Source organism: Mucilaginibacter sp. CAU 1740, assembly GCF_039839285.1.
Classification (GTDB): domain Bacteria; phylum Bacteroidota; class Bacteroidia; order Sphingobacteriales; family Sphingobacteriaceae; genus Mucilaginibacter.
Window position 1 is genome coordinate 474749 of record NZ_JBDOQS010000003.1, and the last position, 16439, is coordinate 491187.

Sequence of the window (16439 nt, forward strand, 5' to 3'; positions counted from 1 at the left end):
AAAGAAGTTTTGGAATTAATTGATAACGAATAGCGTTATCCTTACTTCAGGGCGAAGCAAATGAAACTAAGATCAAATACGAAAAGTACAGTTGCGCAAAAATACCGGAATGCGTGCCTGTGGAGGCGGTGCATGGTTTACCGGGTAACTGATTGCCAGTGAAAACTGGCTGTTAGCCATTAACGGAAACAATGCAACAGGCAATAATGCAGCGCTTAAGCCCAAACTAATGTGACTGTAAGTTACCGGAACGCTTTTTTCTGATTTGAGCTGCTGGTGCTGATCTGTACAGCATTTTTTTGCAGCTTTCATTTCCTTGCGCATACCGCAGGTACGGCATTTTGGGTCTGTATCGCTGTGCCAAAGTACAACCCTTACCAACCTGCCCATGCAGTACTGATAATGCAGCGTAGCCCCCGACGAAACGCCGAGGTACAATACGGTTAAAAAGGTTATAAACAGTTTTTTGGCCACTACACAAATATGGGTTTTAATAAACGCTCCCGGTATATTTTTTTGCTCCTTTTACAATTTAAAGAGAATCATTTTAAAGTGAATCAACCTCTGTATCTGTTAGCATTTCGCTGTACCGAAAATATCTTATATTACAAACTCAATATGCAGATGCCATGGCCCCCAAAAATTTGTTATTGCTGCTTGTATCTCTTTTCCCCGCAGTAGCTTTCGGTCAGATAAAACCCATACAGTTAAAGTTTGAAAACGGGCAAATAAAAAGCAGCTTTAAAAGTCCCGATGGCGAAAAGGCGTTTATACTGGATGCAGTTATGCCCTCCACATATCAAAGCTCAAATACTCAATTGATATCTGCCGATAGTACCGGCATGGTTGTAAAAAAACACATCAAATATTTTAACAACGAATGTGATCTGACCAATACAGTAAAGAGAACAATATACGGACTGCAATGGGATATCGAGATCACGGCGAAAGACACCAACAGCTGGAATACCCCTATCGAAACTTCATTACAATGGCTGCACCAGGATTCGGCCTTATTTTGGACTACCTGGGCCGATAACCAACCCGACGTTAAAACAGATGCTTGGCATGATCCATTTACACCAGCTCATTTTCGGAGCCTGTCATTAACTTACGGTGGCGAAACGCACCTTTCGCGCAACGCGTTTGTGATACCTATTGCCAGTACTTTTTTTAATAATGATAATATTGGGCTTAGCTTCCTGCAATCGTTAAATGATACCATTCTCGATCTGGAAATGTACACCACAGCCGACGGAAAAATAGCATACCGCCACCTTAACCATCGCATTAACTCTAAATACAGCATTCACATCCTGCATCAGATAGTCTTGCACCAGGCCGACTGGCGCGATGGCATAGCCTGGATGGCAAAAAACTATAAAGCTTACTTTTTCCCTGAAGAATCATTGGTAAACACCATTGCCGGTTGTGCCGCCTATTCATCGTACGAGGGCGAATTAGATACAGCCAAATATCGTAAAATGGCTTTCAGCCTTAATTGGAAGGCATCGCTGGATTTTCCTTACATGGGCATGTTCATTCCCCCGGTAAAAAACAACGATGAGAAATGGCTGAAATATAAACAGCGGGGCGTTCAGGTAGGTGATGGCTACGCAACTATAAACGGACTGAACAAATACTCCGAACATTTAAACCAACTCGGGTTTCACACTATTAGTTATTTTAATGTGAATGAGTTTGGCAACGGCATAGTTTACCCCTATAAAACCACACCAGTTACCGATGATTCACTCTGGAAAAACCCAAACAATTTTGTTTACACCAGGCTAAAAAAAGCCTTTTTAAAACCAGCAGGCCTGCTTCCCGATTGGGATGATCGCCCGGTGTTTTCAAACTGGGAAGATTGTATCGTGCTTGATCCGGCCGATTCTACCTATAAATCCTTTTTACTGAACCAGGCCAGGTTGCATATACAGAATATCCCGGCGTCTTCGGGTATATGTATCGACAGGCTCGACTGGATGCGATTTTACAATAGTAATGGCGACGACCAGACCAGCATGGTTGACCGGCAGAAAACCCAATCCCTTCTATTATCCTGGAAAAACCTGATGCATCCGCTAAGCCAGATCATGCACAACGCCCATAAAGTTATTTTTTGCAACCCGCTGGATAGGCGGATAGATCTGATGGCACACATCGACGGCATTTACGATGAATTTGGCTACATGGCATCCAGCCTGAACCTATGCGCCCAAATGGCATTTTTTAAACCCATCATAGCATGGACCGCATCTAAAGAAAACCTGACGCCCCATCCAGATGCTTATTTCCAAAGGCATTTATACCTCGGCGCTTTCCTTACGGCCCCCTACCCCGGCAATGACCATACCATACAACCCGATGCCTGGGCCGAGAAATATTACCTTGATTACGGTCCCATGCTATCAGCAATAAAAGGCCGTGAGTGGTTGCTTGCCCCACATGTAGTACAGATAACCAACGGAACCGCTAAGGCTAACGCTTTTAAAGTAAATGGAAAAATAATTATTCCGGTAGTGCTGGGTGGAAGCGCAAAGACTGCATCGGTGAACATTAAACTGCCCTCATCTGAATTAGGTGCAAAAAGCATCAAAATTAGGGTATTGTATCCCGGAGAAACTAAATGGCGATCCCTCAAAAACACAGCAAATGCTAAAACCTTAAAGTTAAATGTGCCTCTTAAAAGAGGATGCGCGCTGATAAGTATTGGGTAAGGGCAAAATCAATCATTATAAATGGTGGATGTGTTGTTAGCCTTATAATTTCGATTTCAGCCTGCTCAACCCCTCTTGCGTAATATTCAGATAATTGGCCACCAATCTGTTGGGCAGGCGTTTTATAATTTCGGGATTTTCTTTAAGCAGTTCTAAATAACGCTCGGTAGCATCGTTGGTAATAAAACTCATTAACCTTTTGGTATTTATTACATAGGCGTACTCTAACTGACGGCGATAAAACTTTTCCCATATGGGCAATGTTTCTACCAGGTGATAAAAGTCCTTCCTATCCATATAAAGCAGCTCCGAATCCATTACGGCTTCAATATACTCGTTTGATGGATCTTCGGTGATGAAAGATACCATCGATGATGACGAATCATTTTCAAATATGATCCTCCGGGTAACTTCGGTGCCAACATCTTTTATAAAATAGATGCGCAGGCAACCCTTCACCACAAAATACATTTTGTTTGATAGGCTACCCTCGTGCAATAAGATCTCCTTCTTTTTAACCAAACGTGGTTTAAAATACGAAAGCACCAATTGCAGATCGGCATCACTTATCTTAACTTTTTTAAGGATGTATTTGGCTAAGGCGTCTTTCATAAATATGCGATCGGATTGATTACCTGATAAAATTATACATTTTGCTTAAAGAACTTAGGGTAGATCAGCAACGCGGCAAACAAGGCAATAAACGCGTTAATCAAAAACACCCGGTCAAAGCCGTAAGCTACCGCCTGCGGCGAACCGCCCTTTCCCGAAGCATCAGACACGCCCGACAAAACCGCGAAAATAACGCCCATAACCGTGGTGCCGGTTATCTGCCCCAGGATCCGAGATAACGATAAAAAACCACTCAACAACCCTCGCTGATCGGCTTGCGCTGCTTCCATGATAACAGTATTATTAGGGGTTTTAAAAAAGTTAAGTCCGAGGGCGATTATGCCTATTCGCCAAAGATAACCTACAATACCTACGGCCGGGGTGATGGTGCTCATGCAATAACATCCAATGGCTATGGTGACCACCGCGTAAAACATCACCGTTTTTGCCCCGTACCTATCCCCTATTTTACCCGCGTAAATACTTAACGCAACGGTTAACAAAGGCCCGAACGACATGATCAGCCCCACCTGTACCAAACTATAATGCGCAGCTTTTAGCAGAAAAAATGGAGGCAATATTACCGTTGTTATAATTACCGTGTAAACCAGTACCGTAGCCACCAGATTTTTACTGATAAGCCTGTTTTTAAAAATGGCGATATTTATTAAGGGTTGTGCTATCCTTTTCTCTAACCCAATAAATGCAAATAATCCCAAAACCGTAATTGCTAAAAGCGTTAAAACTACGGGGTGGGTAAAACCACTTTTCTCTATCCTCGTCATCCCGATACAATAGCATGATAAGATTATCGCCAACAAAACTATTCCTGCCCAATCTATCGATACTGTTTTTTTAATAGCAGCACTAACTATATACCTATGCCCTAACCCGTAAGCTATTACACCAAAAGGTACGTTTACCAAAAACATAGATTGCCACCCAAAAGACGAGAGCAATATGCCGCCAATGGTTGGTCCGCTTGCAATGCCCAATGCTGTTATTGTTGATAAGATCCCCATTACTTTGCCCAGTTGCTTTTTGGGTGTGAGTTCCGTGGCTATGGCCATACTTAAAGCCAATATCAAGGCTGCTCCCAAACCCTGCAAACCACGGAATATGATAAACAACGTTGCACTATTGGATAAGCCGCAAAGCAGGGACGCGGTTGTGAATATGGCAATACCGGCCAGGTACAATTTTTTCTTGCCTATGATATCGCCAAGTCGCCCGGCGGCGGTTATTAAAGCGGTAAGCACAAGCAGATAAACCAGCACAAACCATTGCGCCGAGGCAAAAGTTGTTTTTAGGGTTTTGATCATGGTTGGTAGCCCTACACTCACAATGCTGGTATCGAGGTTCATCATAAACAAACTGATGGAAATACCGGCGATGGCGAGGTTCAGGCCGGAGATTTTGTGATCAGCACCTGCTTCAATATCTGTATGATGTGATGCTTGTAATGTTCCTGTTTTCATGCTTCAAAATTGAGGAGCAGGAAATAAATAAGCATTGATGTATGTTAAAAAATGGCGGAGAGCTGAGTAACAACAAAGCCCCACATGTATGTGAGGCTTTGCTGATGTTTTTAAATATCAAAACATTTCCAATTACCTTATTCATAAATAAAGCTGCCATCGCCCCTTCTGTTCATGGTTTTGCCGTTACGTTTTGGCGCACCGCTCCATTTTTGCAGGTTTAAGCGTAGGCCAACCAAAAAGTACCTGCTCAGCGTGCTGGATAGCGTGTTAGTGTAGCCACCCTGCGGTGAAAGTGTTTGCTGTATAAAATTGTTTTGGTGCAGGATATCGTACACGTTGAAGGTTAGCACCAGGTTCTTTTTTTGGAAAAACTCTTTTTCAAAACCGGCATTGATAACAAAAGGGTTATTGTTAATACCTGTTAAGCCGGTAACATAACTTTTAGACGCGCTGTAATTTACCTGGAAGGTTTGCAAAAAGTAAACCTTGCCATCTATACCCAACGATGTTGTCCGGAGCGAAGTAGGATCGGCATTACGTAGGGTGGTGAACGACCGAGAAATATCATAGCCAACATATGGGTTTACCTCAAACCAATCGGTAGGGTTTATCCGCGGACCAAAACGTTCGTCGAAACGCCAGTTGGTGTTATGATAAAGTATGTTGTTACTCATAGCGTTGTTATAAGCATAAGTTACATTACCATTAAGCGAAAGGTTGTAACGGCGATCATCAAACTGTTTGGCAATGTTATAGCGCCCAACTATGGCATACGAGCCATTGATGTTGATATAGTGGATCTCGTTGATGGTTTTATACTTGAATTTTGATTCGTTGGTAGGGTCGAGCGGATCGGCAGAGAGGAATTGCCTGATCTGTAAAACGTTGGTTGTAGTTTGATTATCAATAGTAGTACCATTGATGTTGAAGGATAAATTAAACCGCGAGTTTGGAAGGTAATTATTGTAAATAACATTAAGCGAGTTGGTAAACGTTGGCTTTAAGTTTGGGTTACCCACAATAATATTATTCGGATCGGATCGATCGGTAAATGGTTGGATCTGCTGAAAATTAGGCTCAGTATTGCTCCCCGAATACGCTACAGAAATGCGCTCGGTACGCGACCATGAATAAGAGAACCTGAATACCGGGATAACCCTAAAATCCGACCGTGAGGTAGATACATTCTCGCTGGTACCATTATTTACTTTAGTACCTGTTAACAGCGTAGGCACTAAGGTTGCGCCTAATGAAAGGTTTACTTTTTTACCGTTGTACCGATAGTTTAACGTGGCCCGGGTTTCGGTAAAGGAGTAGTTATAAATATTATCCAGCCGGGTAAGTTCAACCACATCGCCGTTGGCCAGTACGGTATCTGAGAGGGCTTTATTATCATAAACAGCGGTACGCACCTGGCCGTTAAATTCAAATTGCGATACCAGGTTAATAGGTTCAACATAAGTTAAGCTGGTACGGTAAGTGGTGTTTTTACTGGTGCGATTGGTTAACAGGTGCGCGGCCGAATCGCGCAGCAAAGAATCGCGGGTGTTATCAAAATAGTAATGATAATCGTTATCCCTATCGCCATTTGCCTGGCTGTTTGACCTGTTGATGCTGAACTGCACAGAAACATTACGGTGCGGTTTTTTAAATATATGCTGATATAAAACGGTAGCACCATAGTTTGGCGCGCTGTTTAAACTGGCATTTGAGCCGTTTACTACAGGGTGCTCAAAACCGGTTGAAAAGTTGTTGATATTATCAGTAACCGATGAACTGAAGCTTGACGAGTTGGAATAACTGAACGTAGGCGTTACCTGTAAATAATTGGCACTATCAATAGTATAATCCATCTCAAAGCTTACATTATGGCTTTTGCTTTTATTTTGCCGGGTGCTTTGCGATGTAAAATCGGTGGATCCTAAAGTAGAGTTGCTTTGCCCGTAACTGCTGTTTACCGAATTATTATCACTATAACGGTAAGCGTAGCTGGATATCATCTGGATCTTTTTATTCCATTGGTCGCGGTAATTTAACGATGGCGAAGCAGAGAAAGTTGTACCCGGGCTGCCGCCTCTCCCCGCACCTGCACCAACGCCTGTGCCGCCACCACCACCATTGGTCGCCCCACCCGCTATCCCGGTTGAAGCTATGCCCGTAACGGTGTTTGCTATCCGGCCAATAACCCCAAGCTGCTCATTGGCATTGATCCGCTGTGCGAAAACCTGCCCGTTGTATCGGTCGTTATTGCCTCCCTGGGCTGTTATCCGGGCTGTATTCCCTACCGATCTGTCTGCACGCGTGGTAATGTTCAGTATCTTTTGAGGGTCGCCATCTTTAACGCCCGAACGTGCGGCCAGGTCGCCATAATCATCAACTACCTGGATCTTATCTACAATATCTGCAGGCAGGTTTTGGATGGCCTGGGCAACATCGCCACCGGCATATTCCTTACCGTTTAACTTGGCCCTTGTAATTTGCTGCCCCTGGTGTGTTACTGTTCCGTCGGTACCTACTTCCATGCCCTCCATCTTTTTCAGCAGTTCATCTACGGTGGCGTTTTCGCGCACTTTATAATCGCTGGCGCGGTATTCTACCGTATCAGTTTTGTACACAATGCTTGGTGTACCGTTAACCACAACCTCTTTAAGGGCGTTAGTTTCGGCTTTTAAAATAATAGGATCTAACGTAAGCCTCGGCACGGCATCGTTGTTAAGCATTTTTTTAACCAGTGTGCGGTAACCAATGCTGCTGATGGTAAGCGTAAAAGTGGCCGATTTTACGTTTTTAAAAATGAAGATTCCATCGGCGTTAGTAGCTGTGCTTACGGTATCTTTTTTAGATACCAATTTAACTACCGCACCCACTACTGTTTGATCGGTAGAATCTTTTACTATCCCGCTAACCTGCCTCAACAAAAGCGGAGGGGGTAAAGCAGCCGGTTTACGCGCGGGTACGTTTTGCGCAAACAGCCCCGCCGATAGTAACAGGAACGGCAATATCAAAAGGAATCTTGGTTTCATAGATAGGTAGGTTTCAAACGCTTAGTTAAGGCAATAAGATGCTTTATCAGCCTGATTGGCTGGTTAATTACACCGGGATATTTCAGTTAATTATTTTTTTGTTAATAGGTATTTACCCCAAAAATCAGTCGGGCTCATCACGCTTTGCATATCGCCGCCATTGCCACCGCCAAAGCCGCCGCCTCCACCATTTCCGCCGCCGCCAAAGCCACCACCGCCTCCGCCACGTCTGCCGCCACCACCACCAAAACCGCCACCGCCTTCGTTTCCGCCGCCTTCACCACGGTTACCAAATTGCAGGCCGTTCACTTTTATGTTGTATGCAAACTCTTTAGGGGCATCGGCATTAATGTTTAATAGCTTTAACGGCAAAGCCAGTTCATAAACAAGGTTGCCTTTGGCATCGTAATCAATGGCGGCCTTAATACCATATTCATTGTAAATAGAGATCACGCTATCCGGGATAGCCTCAAATCCGCTCACCGTAATTTCTTTAGCCGAAGCTGTTATCTGTTTACGCATAGCAACTATAGCAGCCGAATCCAGGCCACCCTGCTGCCCTCCGGCTCCGCCCCTTCGCCTAAACTGGCCACGCATTGCCGATTGGTTAACTACCGGAAAAGTTATTAGGAAAGCCCCTTTATCTTTTTTCTTGCCTTCGGTATTAATGGTAAGACTAATACCCCCGGCAATGATCTTCCTGTTATTTGTCTGATCTGTTGATTGTATGGCCAGGTAAAGGTTTTGGCCATCGTTTGCCAGTGTGTAATAAAGCTGCGTGGTTTTATTATAAGCCTGCAAGGTGGCGGGCCATTCCTTCAGTTTTCCGTCGGCCTTAACATCGGCAGGGGCTAATACAGCACCTTCCTGCACATTATTGAGTTTTTGGGCCTGGGCCGAATAACCCAGCGCGAGCGTAAGCACCAATCCTAAAAACCCTTTACCTAAACCCTTAATATTGTATTTCATATTGGATGATCTATTTAAAACCTTTCTATTGATTTTCCTGGTAACCTATATAGGCCAGGATCCTTTCCTTATAATTATCGCCCACGGGTATCTCAACATCATTAAGCAGTATCCGGGTGCGTTTAAAAGCGGTTATTTTATCAAGCGATACGATAAAAGACCGGTGCACCCTCGCAAACCCTTCAAATGGTAGTTTACTTTCCATAAAATGCATACTAAGCCGGGTAATTACCGGTTTGCTGGTGCTTTTAAGGTATATCTTAATGTAATCCTTCAATCCCTCTATATAAATGATATCCGGGTGGTTAATGCGCACTATTGAATAATCGGCATTAACAAACATAAACCCTTCATTTACCTGCGCTTTGGGTTGCGTATCTTTTTTCAATCTTACACTGCCCAACTCAAAGGCTTTGTTTACCGCTTTCATAAAACGCTCGAACGAGAAAGGCTTCACCAGGTAATCAACCACATCAAGGTTAAAACCTTCCAGGGCATAGTTTTCATAAGCCGTTGTCATAATCACCATGGGCGGCTTAACCAAACCTTTTAAAAACTGAACGCCTGAGATGCCCGGCATCTGGATATCCAGAAAAATAAGGTCTACCTGGCCTTGCTGTAAAAAAGCCATGGCTTCCATCGCGTTTTTACAGGTGGCTACCAACTCGAGGCCCGGCATTTTTTTCACGTTGTCTTCCATCAACTCCAACGCCAGCTTCTCATCGTCAACAACAATACACCTCATCATCAATTCAATTTAATTTTAAGGTTACAGGTAAAGGTTGTGCCATCGTTCGTGATCTGCAGATCGTGGTTATTACCATAAAGCAGGTCAAGCCTCCTTTTTACATTTGCCAGGCCAATGCCCGAGCTTTTATCCTTCGAATCGTTCACCGGCGCAACTTTATTGGTGACCGTAAAATTTAACCAGTGGTCCGCGTCAATTTGCAGATCAATAGCTACAACCGGCTCGGTAAGCATACCAATGCCGTGTTTAAACGCGTTCTCCACAAAGGGTACAAGTATCATGGGTTCAATGTAATAAGCATTTATGTTATCAGGAATATTGAACACAATTGTTACATCATCGCCAAAACGTAAAAGCTGCAGGGCCATATAGCTGTTCAGGTAATCAACCTCGCGGGTCAGCAACACCTTCGATCCTTCACTTTCATAAAGCATATACCGCATTAGGTTTGAAAGCTCGATGATAGACGGCTCGAGCATATCTGATTTTTTGCGCGCCATAGATGCCATATTATTCAGGATATTGAATATAAAATGCGGACTAACCTGCGACCGTAAAAAACTAAGCTCGGTTTTAAGGTTCTCGTTCTCTTTTTCCTTCCTGATCTTTTCCTGCTGCGCGTTATCAATAATAATGCGGTAACTGATGCTGATACCCGTAATGGATAAATAAGTAAGCATATTGGTAAAGTACCAGCCAAACCAGCCCCTATCCCTAAAGCCACCGCGAGGGCGGTTATCCCCTCCCCATCTGCGGGGATGCAAACGGGCCATATCTGCCTGGTTAAACAACGAAAGCTGGCTATCAATAAAGCGCGAAAGCCACAGCACCAACGCTATTGTGCCAATCAGCGCTAACACATAGCGTAACAGTTGCTTTTTTTCGTTGTAAACTACGGGGTATAAAAAATAGGCATTAAAATAAAACACACCGGCCAGTATAGCATTATTGATCATGAGTTTATAATGCCAGTTGCTAAAGCCCCGCCAGGTATTGGGGTTACGAAAAAGGTATGGCGAAATGATAACCAGCGTCCAGAATAATACATGGATCACGGGTTTCAGATATTTGTTCGCGTATATTCTTTTTATCGCCATGATATAAAACTACGCATAAACGATAAACGGAATTTACATAAGAGATAAAGGTGCAGAAATAATAGACGAGGGTTTATTTTTTTGCGATTAACTTTAACACCAGATGGAGCAATGGAGCAACAAAATCAAACAGTTATAGATAATTATTTTCAATTTATTTATGGAATAACAAGCACCTTTGCATCTAACCTAAAACCTATAACGATGAGATCAATTTACATTACTACCTTTTTGTTATTTAATATACTTTATGGTTACGCCCAAAAAAGCATAACATTTAAGGTAGAGGATTTAAAATCACCAGAAACAACATTAAAAGTTGAAAGCTACTCGGTAATACTTGAAAACCTTATCCGGCAGGACAACGGCGTTTCAACATTTCCAACAAACAGATCGCATGCTGAACCTGCCTTTAACATCATTGCGAAAAGTAAAATTGAAGATAGCCTGGTAACGCGGGGCTACCATCCTTTTTTTGAAGGTATGTTTGCCGCTTATGCAGATCACCGGCCGTTCACCCTTTCGCCGGATATGATCTGGCTGCTCATTAGCCAGGGATTTGCCAACCACGTTAACAACAACAGCGAGGAACTGCGCAAATTATTTGTTAAGTACGACGGAAAAACAAGTTTGATCGTAGTCAACAACAAGATAAAACTGGACGATCCGGAAAGCCCCTGGGAGGAAGTTTTCCCGGAGTTTAGCAAGCAAATTGCAGCCCATACAGGCAAAGAGCTTACCGATGCCTTAACTGCCGACTTTACCACTACTACACCAGTTACCAGGGTGGCATCGCAAGCTACTTTAATGAACGCCGTGAAATCCTATTTTGAGTTTATAGTGATGCGGATAGGTTGTGGGATCCCCCAGATAACATTAGAAGGAACCCCGCAGGATTGGGAACGCGTTTTGGCTAAAACCGAAGCACTAAGAAAATACAAACTCGACTGGTGGGTAGACGGGATCGAACCTCCATTAAAACAATTTATACAGGCATCGAAGGGAAAGGTAGACAAGGATTTTTGGAAAGCTATGTTTAAATACCACTCGGAAGGCAAATGCGGGGCACCTACTATTATTGATGGCTGGATAGTTAAGTTTTTCCCTTATGATAAGGATGGCAAACGAATGGGATTGAAAGAAATAGCCGGGGCAGGCAGTTTACCAAACGAAATAGTGAAAGTAGACCTGGAATATCAATTAGGCGATGGAGCGGGCAATTTTGGCAAAACACCGCTTGAGCTATGGGCAGGCTTTGTAGGCTTAAAGCAAAACAATAAAACCTTTGGTTTGAGGCCCGAAATTGGCTGGATGATCAGGAAAAAGGATACAACGGCAGTTAGCCCGCTTTTGGTTGATCAGTTAAAACAACAAAACAACGGCTATACCTGGGGTGGGATCATATTACGCAGCAAAAATGTTCCGCCCGAGCTTTTTCACATCGGCCCCATAAAACAGCTTGAAATTTTCTTTACCAACGGTGTGCATATCCCCAACCAGATGGCGGACATAAAAGTGGAACAGTTTAAGATCCATGGAGATATTGATGCCGCCGAGACTGAGAGAATACAAAAGTTAATGCCGGGTACTAAACTTATTATTAATAATCAAGAAGTGAGTACCGCACCGAAAGGGCAATAACCGTTATTTTTCATTTGTATTTAAGAGGATGAACAGTCGGTGAAATTGCGTAAAAAATCATTGGCAATCAGAAGGCACCTACAGAGCCACAAAATCTTTCTCCATTTCTATAAACATGGTACACCTACGGAGTTTGGAATAAATTACAGAAAACTCCGTAGGAGTACCATGTTTGTAGCTAAAATAAATCTGAATTTGGCTCCGTAGGTGCCTCCTAATTATAAAAGCGGGTTCGCCGGATAAACAGCCTATGCGCTATGGATCACGGTAGCTTTATACTTTAATGATTTTCCGTTCCTTTCAGAAAAAACGGCTTTTATTTCGGCTATAACAGATAAGGCTATTTCTTCAGCAGTTTCTGAACCGATATCAAGACCTACAGGGCCGTGGATGGCGTCGAGGGTTTCCTGGCTTATTATTGTGCCGTTTTGTTCCAGCTCATCAAGCATGCGTTCCAGCTTTTTCTTCGGGCCTAAAATGCCGATGTAGGATGGATGCCGCGGTAGCAGATGTTTTAGAAAAGCAAGCTCATAATTGTAATTGTGGGTCATGAGTACAAAGGCGGTCCACTGTTTTATTTGCAGGCTTTGCAGGATCTGGTCTGGTTTGGCAATTACTTTTTTTACTGATGGAAAACGTTCTTCAGTAACATACATTGGTCGCCCGTCGATAACGGTTGTATCCCAACCCAAAATTGCAGCCATTTTTACCAGTGGGATAGCATCATTGCCTGCACCGATGATAACCAGCGATGTTAGTGGTTTTACAAACTCAACAAAGGCGGTATAATGTTGATAAGTAGTAACAGATGAATGTTGAGCTATCAGTGCCTCGCGGGCATCTTCCAATAATTCGGTGTGAAAAGGTAACGCTTCCCACCCGTTTGAAAATACGCTTTCATCGGTAAGGCATAAACAAGAGCCCGGTTGTGGCTCCTTGCGGTTTGCCAGCGAAAACAGGGTTACTAAAACTGAGTTTCCGTTTGCTGTGATTGTCGCTTTTAATAAAGTGATGGGATTGGTTTTGCCTGCGTGGATTGGTTCTATCAGGATATGGATGATGCCATTGCAGCCCAGGCCAATGCCCAGTTTGGCATCGTCATCGTCCATGGTATCATAGGTAACCAGCAGGGCTTCCTGTTGTAGTATTACCATGCGGGCTTTGCGCAGGGCATCGCCCTCCAGGCAGCCGCCGCTTATGGCACCGGTAAGCTGCCCATCTTCGGTAATGAGCATCCTGGCACCGGCCCTACGATAGGCCGAACCCTCAACAAGCACCACAGTAGCCAGCGCGGTTTTCTTATTTTCGGCTACCGCGCGCTCATACGCTACTACAATGTCAATAATTTCCTTCATCCTTAACCCGGCCTGCTACTGTTTGAAATTATTAAACCTCATTTAAATTGAATGGTAATTTGCGGATCCGTTTACCTGTGAGGTCAAATATGGCATCGGTAAGCGCCGGCGCAAAAGGAGGCAAACCGGGTTCGCCAACGCCACCTGCATCGGCGGTGTTTTCCATAACGTGTACTTCTACCAGTGGCACATCGCTCATGCGGGGCATCAGGTAATCATAAAAATTATTCTGTTCAACAAGGCCGTTTTTAAAAGTGATCTCGTGGATGGTAGCCGCGCCCAGTGCCATCACTACTGAACCTTCAACCTGTGCCCTGATAATATCGGGATTAACATACCAGCCGCAATCCATCACCGCCCAAACTTTATCTATTTTCACTTTGCCATCTGCGTGGCGCGATACTTTAACTATCTGCCCCACGGTAGTTTCAAAACATTCGGTAATGGCAACGCCAAAGCCTTCGTTCTGTTTCCGGGCTTTCCAACCCGAAACTTCTTCCATTCTATCTATCAGGCGCTGGCAGCGTTCATCTTTTAAATATTTTCTGCGGAAATCAAGCTGATCCTGTTTGGCCAATGCAGCCATCTCATTCATAAAGCTTTCGTAGGCAAAGCCGTTTGTTGAAGCGTAAACCGAACGCCACCACATATTAGGCAGCGGCATTTCGTAAGGTACATCGGCAAAGCTGATATTTTTGATGCTTTCGTAGTATGGTTTCAGGAAACCTTCGGTAGTGCTATCGTTAGCCTTGCCCCTGTCCGGGCCATTCCAATGGTCGATGTTTTGGCCGGCCATTTTAAATTTCAGGGCAGTGATCTCTCCGTTTTCGATAGATCCTTGTCCCCGGTAGGAGATCCCGGCGCGGTACGGGCCTTGTTTTACATCATCTTCCCTTGTCCAGATCACCTGTACCGGTCCACTCAACTCTTTGGATATGGCAACAGCTTCGTGCGTATAATCAAGGAAAGCTTTTCGGCCAAAACCTCCGCCTAAAAAGGTCATGTTAACGATCACTTTCTCTGGCGGCATTTTAAATTTATCGGCTATATCGCCCTGCACCCAGTCCGGTGCCTGGATCGGCCCCCAGATCTCTATTTTATCTTGTTGATAATGTGCAATGCAATTTAAAGGCTCCATGGCCGCATGGGCCTGGTAAGGGGTTTGATAAATTACATCTATCTTTTTATCTGCCTTTGATAAAATCCCATCAGGCTCGCCTTGTTTTTTGGCAGATAAGCCTTCCTGTGTTTTAAGCAGGTTTTCATGGGCTTTGTATATATCGACAGTATTTACATGATCAAATCCTGTATCGTCCCACTCAACTTTTAAAGCTTTACGGCCTTGCATGGCTGCCCAGGTGCTATCGGCAATAACCACAACGCCATCGCGGGTGGTTTTAAAAACCATCATCTGGATCTTAAACACTTTTTTAACTCCCGGAACTTTCAGCGCGGCAGTAGCGTCGAAACTTTTGATCTTTCCACGCAACCTCGGGCTACGCTCAACCGATGCGAAAAGCATGTCCGGCAACCTTTTATCCAAGCCAAAAATGGCTTCCCCGTTGGTTTTCATTGGGGTATCCATCCGCTGCAGCGGCTTGCGGATCAATTTATATTGTGATGTTTCTTTTAATTTAACTTCGGTAGGAGGTGTAAGTTGTGATGCAGCTGTTACCAGTTCGCCATAGTTCAGCTTTTTGCCCGATGGTTTGTGGATAACATGACCGCCCTCGGCATAACATTCACTTGCCGGAACTTTCCATTGGTTAGCAGCGGCCGTGATCAGCATTTCGCGCGCGGTGGCGCTAAGCTTAAGTAATTTTTTATATGATCCGCGGATGGTTGAGCTGCCACCGGTAACCTGGCTACCAAACTTGGTTGGGTTGCCCTGGGCAAATATTACGTTAATATCGCTTAGGTTAACTTCCAGCTCTTCGGCAATAATTTGCGGTACCGATTGATAAGAGCCCTGTCCCATTTCGGCACGGTGATCTGTAAGCGTAACTTTACAATCGGTATCTATCCTGATCCAGGCATTAAAGTCAAAACCAGATTCGGCATTTGCAGCTACCAGTTCTTCCTTTTTAGCATTGGCCGGCAAATAAAAGCCCAGGCAAAGCGCTGCACCGGCAAGGCCAGATACCCTGAGGAAATTTCTTCTTGATATGGCGTTAGTTTCCATAGTGATTCATTTTAGCGTTAAACCTGTTATTTTGCTTTTGCCAATGGCGCGTATGCACCTTTTGCTATCCATAATTTCACCTGCGCTACCAGAGCGGCACGACTCATGGGTGGCAATTTACGGCCATCACCCGGGTGCCATGCCCAGCCTACCAGGTCATCTTTGGCCATATGGTCGATAATCTGCTGTTTGCTCCGCCCGCCGTTTTGCTTAGGATCGAGCAGTTGCAATGCTAACTGGCGTGGCGTACGGCCCTGGAATACCATTTTCATATTCGCGGGAGGCAGTCCCCATTTAGGGTTGCCCGGCGGCATGTGTAAACCGGCAGTATTTTCGGCCTGGTGGCAATTACTACAACGTGCCGAATAAACGCCATGTCCATCTTCACCGCGTTTTACATTCATAGTGTGAATATGGCTATCGTCGCCTTGCAATGGCGCGTTACCTGCGGGATGGCAGTTCATGCAACGGGCGCTCATTATTACTTTATATACCGACATAAAGGCTTTTACCGAGCCAACACTATCTTTTGGCAAAGCAACGTAATCCATCTTCTTCTTGGCTTCGGGCCTAAATGAAAGTGAAACGCCTCCTATTATGATCAACAGGCA

12 protein-coding genes are annotated in these 16439 nt (G+C 44.2%); 2 read left to right on the forward strand and 10 right to left on the reverse strand.

The window, feature by feature from the left end:
• Positions 1-72 precede the first annotated feature (72 nt).
• Positions 73-474: a hypothetical protein gene (locus AAFN85_RS09615; protein ID WP_347526954.1), complete on the reverse strand. Its 402-nt coding sequence runs from the start codon at positions 472-474 to the stop codon at positions 73-75.
• 155 nt (positions 475-629) lie between these two features.
• Here AAFN85_RS09615 and AAFN85_RS09620 point away from each other — a divergent pair, with 155 nt between their 5' ends.
• Positions 630-2720, forward strand: coding sequence for a hypothetical protein (locus tag AAFN85_RS09620; RefSeq protein WP_347526956.1), 2091 nt, complete (start codon positions 630-632; stop codon positions 2718-2720).
• Between the two features lie 42 nt (positions 2721-2762).
• Here the strand turns inward: AAFN85_RS09620 and AAFN85_RS09625 are convergent, their stop codons facing one another.
• The 6 genes from AAFN85_RS09625 to AAFN85_RS09650 form a co-directional block, all read right to left on the reverse strand.
• Complete coding sequence (locus AAFN85_RS09625; RefSeq protein WP_347526957.1) at positions 2763-3332, reverse strand: Crp/Fnr family transcriptional regulator; 570 nt, start codon at positions 3330-3332, stop codon at positions 2763-2765.
• Between the two features lie 32 nt (positions 3333-3364).
• Positions 3365-4810 carry an MFS transporter gene (locus AAFN85_RS09630; RefSeq protein ID WP_347526958.1) on the reverse strand — a complete coding sequence of 482 codons (1446 nt, stop codon included), beginning with the start codon at positions 4808-4810 and terminating at the stop codon, positions 3365-3367.
• Positions 4811-4947: 137 nt separating this feature from the next.
• Complete coding sequence (locus AAFN85_RS09635; protein WP_347526959.1) at positions 4948-7836, reverse strand: outer membrane beta-barrel protein; 2889 nt, start codon at positions 7834-7836, stop codon at positions 4948-4950.
• A 90-nt stretch (positions 7837-7926) separates the two neighbouring features.
• On the reverse strand, positions 7927-8805 hold the full coding sequence (locus AAFN85_RS09640; RefSeq protein WP_347526960.1) for a hypothetical protein: 879 nt from the start codon (positions 8803-8805) through the stop codon (positions 7927-7929).
• A 25-nt stretch (positions 8806-8830) separates the two neighbouring features.
• Positions 8831-9553 carry a response regulator transcription factor gene (locus tag AAFN85_RS09645; protein ID WP_347526961.1) on the reverse strand — a complete coding sequence of 241 codons (723 nt, stop codon included), beginning with the start codon at positions 9551-9553 and terminating at the stop codon, positions 8831-8833.
• Positions 9553-10650 (reverse strand): histidine kinase, encoded by a 1098-nt coding sequence (locus AAFN85_RS09650; protein ID WP_347526962.1) that lies wholly within the window; start codon positions 10648-10650, stop codon positions 9553-9555. The genes AAFN85_RS09645 and AAFN85_RS09650 overlap by 1 nt, the downstream gene beginning before the upstream one ends.
• A gap of 204 nt (positions 10651-10854) precedes the next feature.
• Between AAFN85_RS09650 and AAFN85_RS09655 the strand changes: the two genes are divergently transcribed.
• Complete coding sequence (locus AAFN85_RS09655) at positions 10855-12291, forward strand: DUF4419 domain-containing protein (protein WP_347526963.1); 1437 nt, start codon at positions 10855-10857, stop codon at positions 12289-12291.
• Positions 12292-12539: 248 nt separating this feature from the next.
• On the opposite strand, the gene AAFN85_RS09660 is transcribed toward AAFN85_RS09655, so the two are convergent.
• From AAFN85_RS09660 to AAFN85_RS09670, 3 genes are read right to left on the reverse strand one after another with little or no spacing between them, the layout of a single operon-like run.
• Entirely contained in the window at positions 12540-13646 is a 1107-nt protein-coding gene (locus tag AAFN85_RS09660) for an XdhC/CoxI family protein (protein WP_347526964.1), read from the reverse strand.
• 31 nt (positions 13647-13677) lie between these two features.
• Complete coding sequence (locus AAFN85_RS09665) at positions 13678-15828, reverse strand: molybdopterin cofactor-binding domain-containing protein (RefSeq protein WP_347526965.1); 2151 nt, start codon at positions 15826-15828, stop codon at positions 13678-13680.
• 26 nt (positions 15829-15854) lie between these two features.
• Positions 15855-16433, reverse strand: coding sequence for a hypothetical protein (locus AAFN85_RS09670; RefSeq protein WP_347526966.1), 579 nt, complete (start codon positions 16431-16433; stop codon positions 15855-15857).
• Positions 16434-16439 lie beyond the last annotated feature (6 nt).